The organism is Kineococcus rugosus (assembly GCF_050871975.1).
Lineage (GTDB): Bacteria > Actinomycetota > Actinomycetes > Actinomycetales > Kineococcaceae > Kineococcus.
The window spans coordinates 1-6,440 of the sequence record NZ_JBJLSJ010000073.1 but is presented as its reverse complement, the minus strand read 5'-3'; the positions used below and the strand labels follow the sequence as shown (position 1 = coordinate 6,440).

At 76.1% G+C, this 6,440-nt stretch carries 8 protein-coding genes and 1 riboswitch; of the genes, 7 read left to right on the top strand and 1 reads right to left on the bottom strand.

Going from position 1 to position 6,440, the window contains the following annotated elements:
* The 6 genes from ACRYM6_RS22860 to mgrA form a co-directional block, all read left to right on the top strand.
* On the top strand, positions 1–228 hold a 228-nt coding region (locus ACRYM6_RS22860), incomplete at its 5' end, for a hypothetical protein (RefSeq protein WP_432545191.1).
* Positions 225–1,295: an ABC transporter permease gene (locus tag ACRYM6_RS22855; protein ID WP_432545190.1), complete on the top strand. Its 1,071-nt coding sequence runs from the start codon at positions 225–227 to the stop codon at positions 1,293–1,295. The genes ACRYM6_RS22860 and ACRYM6_RS22855, both read left to right, overlap by 4 nt.
* A 6-nt stretch (positions 1,296–1,301) precedes the next feature.
* Positions 1,302–2,219: an ABC transporter permease gene (locus ACRYM6_RS22850; protein WP_432545189.1), complete on the top strand. Its 918-nt coding sequence runs from the start codon at positions 1,302–1,304 to the stop codon at positions 2,217–2,219.
* On the top strand, positions 2,216–3,223 hold the full coding sequence (locus ACRYM6_RS22845; RefSeq protein WP_432545188.1) for a nucleoside hydrolase: 1,008 nt from the start codon (positions 2,216–2,218) through the stop codon (positions 3,221–3,223). The genes ACRYM6_RS22850 and ACRYM6_RS22845 overlap by 4 nt, the downstream gene beginning before the upstream one ends.
* 86 nt (positions 3,224–3,309) lie before the next feature.
* On the top strand, positions 3,310–3,930 hold the full coding sequence (gene eda / locus ACRYM6_RS22840; protein WP_432545187.1) for a bifunctional 4-hydroxy-2-oxoglutarate aldolase/2-dehydro-3-deoxy-phosphogluconate aldolase: 621 nt from the start codon (positions 3,310–3,312) through the stop codon (positions 3,928–3,930).
* 40 nt (positions 3,931–3,970) lie between these two features.
* Entirely contained in the window at positions 3,971–5,005 is a 1,035-nt protein-coding gene (gene mgrA / locus ACRYM6_RS22835; protein WP_432545186.1) for an L-glyceraldehyde 3-phosphate reductase, read from the top strand.
* Positions 5,006–5,048: 43 nt separating this feature from the next.
* Here mgrA and ACRYM6_RS22830 read toward each other — a convergent pair whose 3' ends face one another.
* A complete protein-coding gene (locus ACRYM6_RS22830) occupies positions 5,049–5,504 on the bottom strand; it encodes a DUF4383 domain-containing protein (RefSeq protein WP_432545185.1) in 456 nt (151 codons plus the stop codon).
* A 51-nt stretch (positions 5,505–5,555) separates the two neighbouring features.
* A riboswitch (TPP riboswitch) is annotated at positions 5,556–5,656 on the top strand.
* Between ACRYM6_RS22830 and thiM the strand changes: the two genes are divergently transcribed.
* On the top strand, positions 5,649–6,440 hold a 792-nt coding region (thiM, locus tag ACRYM6_RS22825; RefSeq protein ID WP_432545184.1), incomplete at its 3' end, for a hydroxyethylthiazole kinase. It overlaps the preceding riboswitch by 8 nt.

The window sequence follows — 6,440 nt, the reverse complement described above, 5'->3', positions numbered from 1 at the left end:
CACCACCCCCCCCCCGGCGCCCCCGCCCGCCCCCCCGCGCCCCCCCCCCCCCCCCACCCCCCCCCCCCCCCCCCCCCCCCCCCCCCGGTCCTGCTGGTCTCCTACGAGATCAGCGAGCTGCAGGCGCTGGCCGACCGCGTCGTCGTCGTGCGCGACGGCGTCGTCACCGCCGAGCTGCCGGCCGCCGAGGCCACCGAGGAGAACCTGGGGGCGGCGATGTCCGCGTGAACGGGGTCGTGTCCCGCCTGCGGCTGGCCGCGCCGCAGGCGGTCGTGCCCGTGGGGGCGGTGCTCGTCGCGCTGCTGGTGGGCGCCGTCGTCATGCTGTCCGCCGGGGTCGACCCGCTGCGCGGCTACGACGCGATGGTCCGCGGGGCCCTCGGCGTCAGCAGCGTCGACTTCTCCGTCGCCGCCTTCACCGCCATCCTCGCCATGTCGCTCGCGTTCGCGCTGCCGGCCCGGATGGGGGAGTACAACCTCGGCGGCGACGGCCAGCTGTGCGTCGGCGGGATCGCCGCCGCCGTCGTCGCGCTGCACCTGCCGCTGCCCGCCCCGCTGCTGCTGCCCGCGTGCCTGCTCGCCGCCGTCGCGGCCGGGGCGCTGCTGGCCGCCCTGTCCGCGCCGCTGACGACGCGCGCGCGGGTGCCGGTCATCATCTCCACGCTCCTGCTGAGCACCCCGGCCGTCGCGCTCACGTCCTACCTGGTCCGGTTCCCGCTGGCCGACGAGGGGTCCGGCATCCCGCAGACCCCGCGGTTCCCCGACGCCGCCCACCTGCCCGCGCTGCCGGGGACGCAGTACACCAACCTCGGGCTGCTGCTCGTCGTCCTCGTGCTCGTCGTCGTGGTCGTCGTCGACGGCCGCACGTCCCTGGGCTTCGAGCTGCGCGCCGTCGGCGCCAACCGGGGTTTCGCCCGCTACGGCGGGGTGTCCGTCCCCGGCCTCACCCTCGGGGCGCTCGCGAGCGCCGGCGGCATCGCCGGGCTCGCCGGGGCCGTCGTCGTGATGACCCAGCCGTTCCGGTTCATCGACGGCGCCCTGACCGCCCCCGGCTACACCTTCGCCGGGGTCGCGGCCGCCCTGCTGGCCGGGGGCCGGCCCGCGCTGCTGCCCCTGACGGCCGCTCTGTTCACCGTCCTGCAGGTCGGTTCCAGCGGCATGGAGCGCGACATCGACCTGCCCCGCCAGCTCGGGCAGGTCCTGCAGGCCGTCGTCATCCTCGTCCTGGCCCTGCGCACCGTCGCCGCGGCCGCCACCGCCCGCCGCGCCCGCCGCCGCGCACCGGAACGGAGCTGACGCCGCGTGCTGTCCTCGCTGCTGTCCCTGTCCTTCGTGGCCGCCGTGCTGGCCTCCACCGCCCCCGTCGCCCTCGCCGCCCTCGGCGGGGCGCTGTGCGGGCGGGCCGGCGTGTTCAACATGGCCCTGGAGGGCCAGCTGCTGTGGGCCGCGTTCGCGGCCGTCGCCGTCAGCCACTGGACCGGTTCGCCCTGGTACGGCCTGGCGGCGGCGCTCGCCTCGACCACCGCCCTCAGCGGCGTCCTCGCGGTCGGGTCGGTCCGCTGGCACGCCGACCCGATCATCGTCGCCGTCGGGCTGAACCTCCTCGCCCTGGGCCTGACGGGCTTCCTGCTGCGCTCGGTGCTGGGGGCCAGCGGCACCTTCGCCCCCACCGGCCTGGCCGGGCTGCCGGACCTGTCGGCGCTCGCGGGCGTCCCGGTCCTGGGGCGGCTGCTGGGCGGGCAGAGCGTGCTGGTGCCGGCCGCGCTGCTGCTGCCGCTGCTCGCGGCGTGGTGGCTGGCCCGCACCCCCACCGGGCTGCGGCTGCGCGGGGTCGGCGACCACGCCGCCGCGGCGGCCTCGCTGGGGGTCCCGGTCTCGCGCTACCAGCAGCTGACCGTCCTGGCGGCCGGTGCGCTGTGCGGGCTGGGCGGGGCCCAGCTCGCGCTCGGCAACGTCACCGCCTTCACCGAGAACATGACCGCCGGGCGCGGCTGGGTCGCGGTGGCCGCCGTGATGCTGGCCGTGAACCGCCCCGTCGGGGTGCTGCTGGCCTGCCTGCTGTTCGGGGCCGCCGAGGCGTGGGGCTTCCGGCTGCAGGGCATCGGCCTGCCCCAGCAGCTCACCGACGCCGCCCCCTACCTCGTGACCCTCGTGGTCCTCGTCCTCGTCCGCGCCCGCCGGGTGCGCCGCAACCCCGTCCCCGCAGGAGGAAACCCGTGACCACTCGTCCCACCAGCGTGGTCGTCGACACCGACACCGGCATCGACGACGCCCTGGCGCTGCTGTGGCTGGCGGGCCGCCCCGACGTCGAGATCGCCGCCGTCACCGCCGTCTACGGCAACTGCACCGTGCAGGACGCCACCCGGAACGTCGGCGCCGTCCTGGCCGTGGCGGGGCTGGCGGCCGGCGAGGGCGGCATCCCCGTCGCGGTGGGGGCCGCCGGGCCCATCGACGGCCGCCCGGCGCACTTCGCGTCCTACGTCCACGGCCACGACGGGCTCGGCGACCTCGGCGGGGACCGCCCCGAGGTGCCGGTCCAGGACCGCACCGCGGCCGAGCAGCTCGTGCACCTGGCCGCCACCGAACCGGGCCGGCACCACCTGCTCGTCCTGGGGCCGATGACGAACGTGGCCGCGGCGATCGAGCTGGACCCCGACCTGCTGACGAAGTTCGCCTCCACGGTCGTCATGGGCGGCTCGGGGCCGTTCCCGCCGCTGGGCGTCGCGCAGATCGTGGACGCCAACATCGCCAACGACGCCGCCGCGGCCCGGATCGTCTTCGCGGCCCCGCGCACCCGCCTGGTGACGGTGGGGGTCAACGTCGGCGCGGGCGCGATCGTCGACGAGGCCGCCGTGGCGCGGCTGCACGCCAGCCCCACTGCGGTGGGCCGCTTCAGCGCGCAGCTGCTGGAGTCCTACATGGACTTCTACCAGCAGGTGTGGGGCCGGCGGGTCTCCCCGGCGTGGGACGGGCTGGCCGCGGCGCTGCTCGTCGTGCCGGAGTGGATCACGCGGTTCGAGGACGGCCCGGTGGGCCTGGTCCCCGACGGGGAGCGCTGGCGGGCCCACCTGCTGCGCACCGCCGAGGGCGGTCCGGTCCCCTTCGAGCCGGCCACCCGCCCGGGTCAGCCGGCACCGGACACCCGGGTCGTGCTGGAGGTCGACGTGGAGGCGTTCCTGGCCGACTTCCTCGGGGTGCTGGCCGGGGACGGCGCGCGGTCCTGAGGGGGCCGGGCCGGCAGGTCCGGCGCGGGGTCCGGCGCGGGGGCGCGCAGTAGGCTCGGGGAGGACCCTCGAGGAGGAGCGTTCCCGTGACCGGACCCAGCGTGCTCGACGTCTCACCCGTCATCCCCGTCGTCGTCCTCGACGACGCGCAGGCCGCGGTCCCGCTGGCGCGGGCGCTGCTGGCCGGGGGGATCGGCGTCGTGGAGCTCACCCTGCGCACCACGACGGCCCTGGACGCCGTGCGGGCGGTGGCGACGGAGGTCCCGGAGATCCTGCTCGGCGCCGGGACCGTCACCTGCGCCGAGGACGCCGCCCGCGCCGTGGACGCCGGGGCGCAGTTCCTCGTCAGCCCCGGCACGACCCGCGCCGTCGTGGAGGCCGCCCGCAGCCGCGACGTCCCGCTGCTGGCGGGGGTGGCGACCCCGTCGGAGGCGCTGCTGGCGCTGGAGATGGGCCTGCACGAGCTGAAGTTCTTCCCCGCCGAGCAGGCCGGGGGTGCGGCGTACCTCGCGGCGCTGCGCTCACCGCTGCCGCAGCTGCGGTTCTGCCCCACGGGCGGGATCACCCCGGCCAACGCCCCCGGCTACCTGGCCCTGGCGAACGTGGGGTGCGTCGGCGGCAGCTGGATCACCCCGCCCGACGTCCTGGCCCGCCGCGACTTCGGCCGGGTCGAGGAACTGGCCCGGGCGGCGGTCGCCCTGCGCTGACCCCCGCGTCGGCCGCGGCCCGGCGTGGCAGGATCGGCGCGTGACCTACACCGCAGACGCTGGACGGTACGAGTCCATGCCCTACCGCCGTTGCGGACGCAGCGGCCTCGAGCTCCCCGCGCTCTCGCTGGGTTTCTGGCACAACTTCGGCGACGACAAGCCGTTCCAGACCCAGCGCGACATCACCCGCCGCGCCTTCGACCTGGGCATCACCCACTTCGACCTGGCGAACAACTACGGCCCGCCGTACGGCGCGGCCGAGACGAACTTCGGCCGGCTGTTCCGGGAGGACTTCAAGCCCTACCGCGACGAGCTGGTCATCTCCTCCAAGGCCGGCTGGGACATGTGGCCCGGCCCCTACGGCGACCGCGGTTCCCGCAAGTACCTCACCGCGTCCCTGGACCAGTCCCTGCAGCGCATGGGCCTGGAGTACGTCGACATCTTCTACCACCACCGCCCGGACCCGGACACCCCGCTCGAGGAGACGATGGGGGCGCTGGACGCCATCGTCCGCTCGGGCAAGGCGCTGTACGTGGGGATCTCCTCCTACGGCCCCGAGCGCACGCTGCAGGCCGCGCGGATCCTGCGCGACCTCGGGACGCCGCTGCTCATCCACCAGCCCTCGTACTCGATGTTCAACCGGTGGATCGAGTCCGGCCTGCTCGACGTCCTGGAGGCCGAGGGCGTCGGCTGCATCCCGTTCACCGCCCTCGCGCAGGGGCTCCTGACGAACCGCTACCTCCACGGGATCCCCGAGGACTCCCGTGCGGCGCAAGGCAAGTCGCTGGACCCGAGCATCCTGAACGAGGAGACCCTGCGGCGCATCCGCGGCCTGCAGGAGATCGCCTCCGGGCGCGGCCAGACGCTGGCGCAGCTCGCCCTGAGCTGGACGCTGCGCGACCGCCGCATCACGACCACCCTCATCGGGGCGAGCTCGGTGCAGCAGGTCGAGGACAACGTCGCCGCCGTGGCGAACCTCGAGTTCACCGACGCCGAGCTGCAGGCCATCGAGGAGTTCGCGGTGGACTCCGGGGTCGACCTGTGGGCGGGCGCCCGCGACGGCGGGGAGGGCTGACCTCCCCGCGCTGACCCGGCTGACCCCCCGGAGCCCCGGGGGGTCAGCCCAGTTCGGCCGTCGACGGCGGTCGCGGGGACCGCTTCGTCACGAACGCGATGAGCAACCCGACGAACGCCAGGACACCGTGCAGGGTGGTGACCGGCCAGGCCAGGTTCAGCGCGGTGTCGCCCGAGCCCTCGCTGGACAGGCCGTAGGCGAACAGGGCGGCGCACGCCACGAACAGGAGCAGCCCGTACCCGCGGGCCCGCCGCGCACCCGTGCGCGCCAGCACCCCCAGCAGACCCAGCACGAGGTGCACCGCGCTGGAGGCCGGGTTCACCGAGAACCCGACGACCTGCTGCTCCTGGCTGCCGCCGGTCCAGTCGCTGAACCCGGACACCGCGAAACCCGCCACGCCCAGGACGACCAGCAGGACCCCGACGACGAGCGACAGGTGCTGCCCCGCCGTGGTGCGGGGGCGGGCCGGTCCGCTCGAACCGTGCTCGTCAGTGCTCATGCGGAGGCGCTACCCGCTGCGGCCGCCGGTAAACCCCGCGGTGCTACTGTCGGCCGCGACACGGGGTGCTGCGCGCGGATCGCGCAGCTGAGATCACACCCGTCGAACCTGATTCAGGTAACGCTGACGAAGGGATGTCACGGCATGGCTGCCGTTCCTCCGGACGACCTCGCGCGGGCGCGCACCGCGCTGGGCGAGCGCGCCCCGCTCGTGCAGTGCCTCACGAACTCCGTCGTCCAGACGATCACCGCGAACGCGCTGCTGGCCGTCGGGGCCGCCCCGGCGATGGTCGACAACGTCCACGAGGCCGCCGCGTTCGCGGCGCTCGCCTCCGCGGTCCTGGTCAACGTGGGGACCCTCGACGAGGAGAAGGCCCGCGCCATGGCCCTGGCCGCGCAGTCCGCGCAGGGGGCCGGGACCCCGTGGGTCCTGGACCCCGTCGCCGTCGGCGGCCTGGAGTTCCGCACCCGCGTCGCCCGCGACCTGCTCGCGCACCGCCCGGCCGTGGTGCGCGGCAACGCCTCCGAGGTCCTCGGCCTCGCCGGGGCCGGCGCGGGCGGGCGCGGGGTGGACGCCGTGGACGGCGTCGAGGACGCCGTCGCCGCCGCCCGGGACCTCGCGGCGCGCACCGGCGGGGCCGTCGCGGTCTCCGGCGCGGTGGACGTCGTCGTCGACGCCACCCGCACCGTCCGCGTCCCCGGCGGGGACGCGCTGCTGACCCGCACGACCGGGGCGGGCTGCTCCCTGGGCGCCCTCACCGCCGCCTACGCCGCCGTCGTGGACGGCGACCCGCTCACCGCGGCCGTCGCCGCGCACCTGCACGTCGCGGTCGCCGCCGAGGGGGGCGGGGGGGGGGGCCCGCGGGCCGGCGCGTTCGCGTCCGCCAGGTTCGTACTTATAGAAGAACTCGTCGTCCAACTCCCGCGCGCGCCGGGG

Excerpts from the sequence above, each read along its gene's own strand:
- ACRYM6_RS22830 (WP_432545185.1), bottom strand. The coding sequence starts at position 5,504 with ATGAGCACTGACGAGCACGGTTCGAGCGGACCGGCCCGCCCCCGCACC.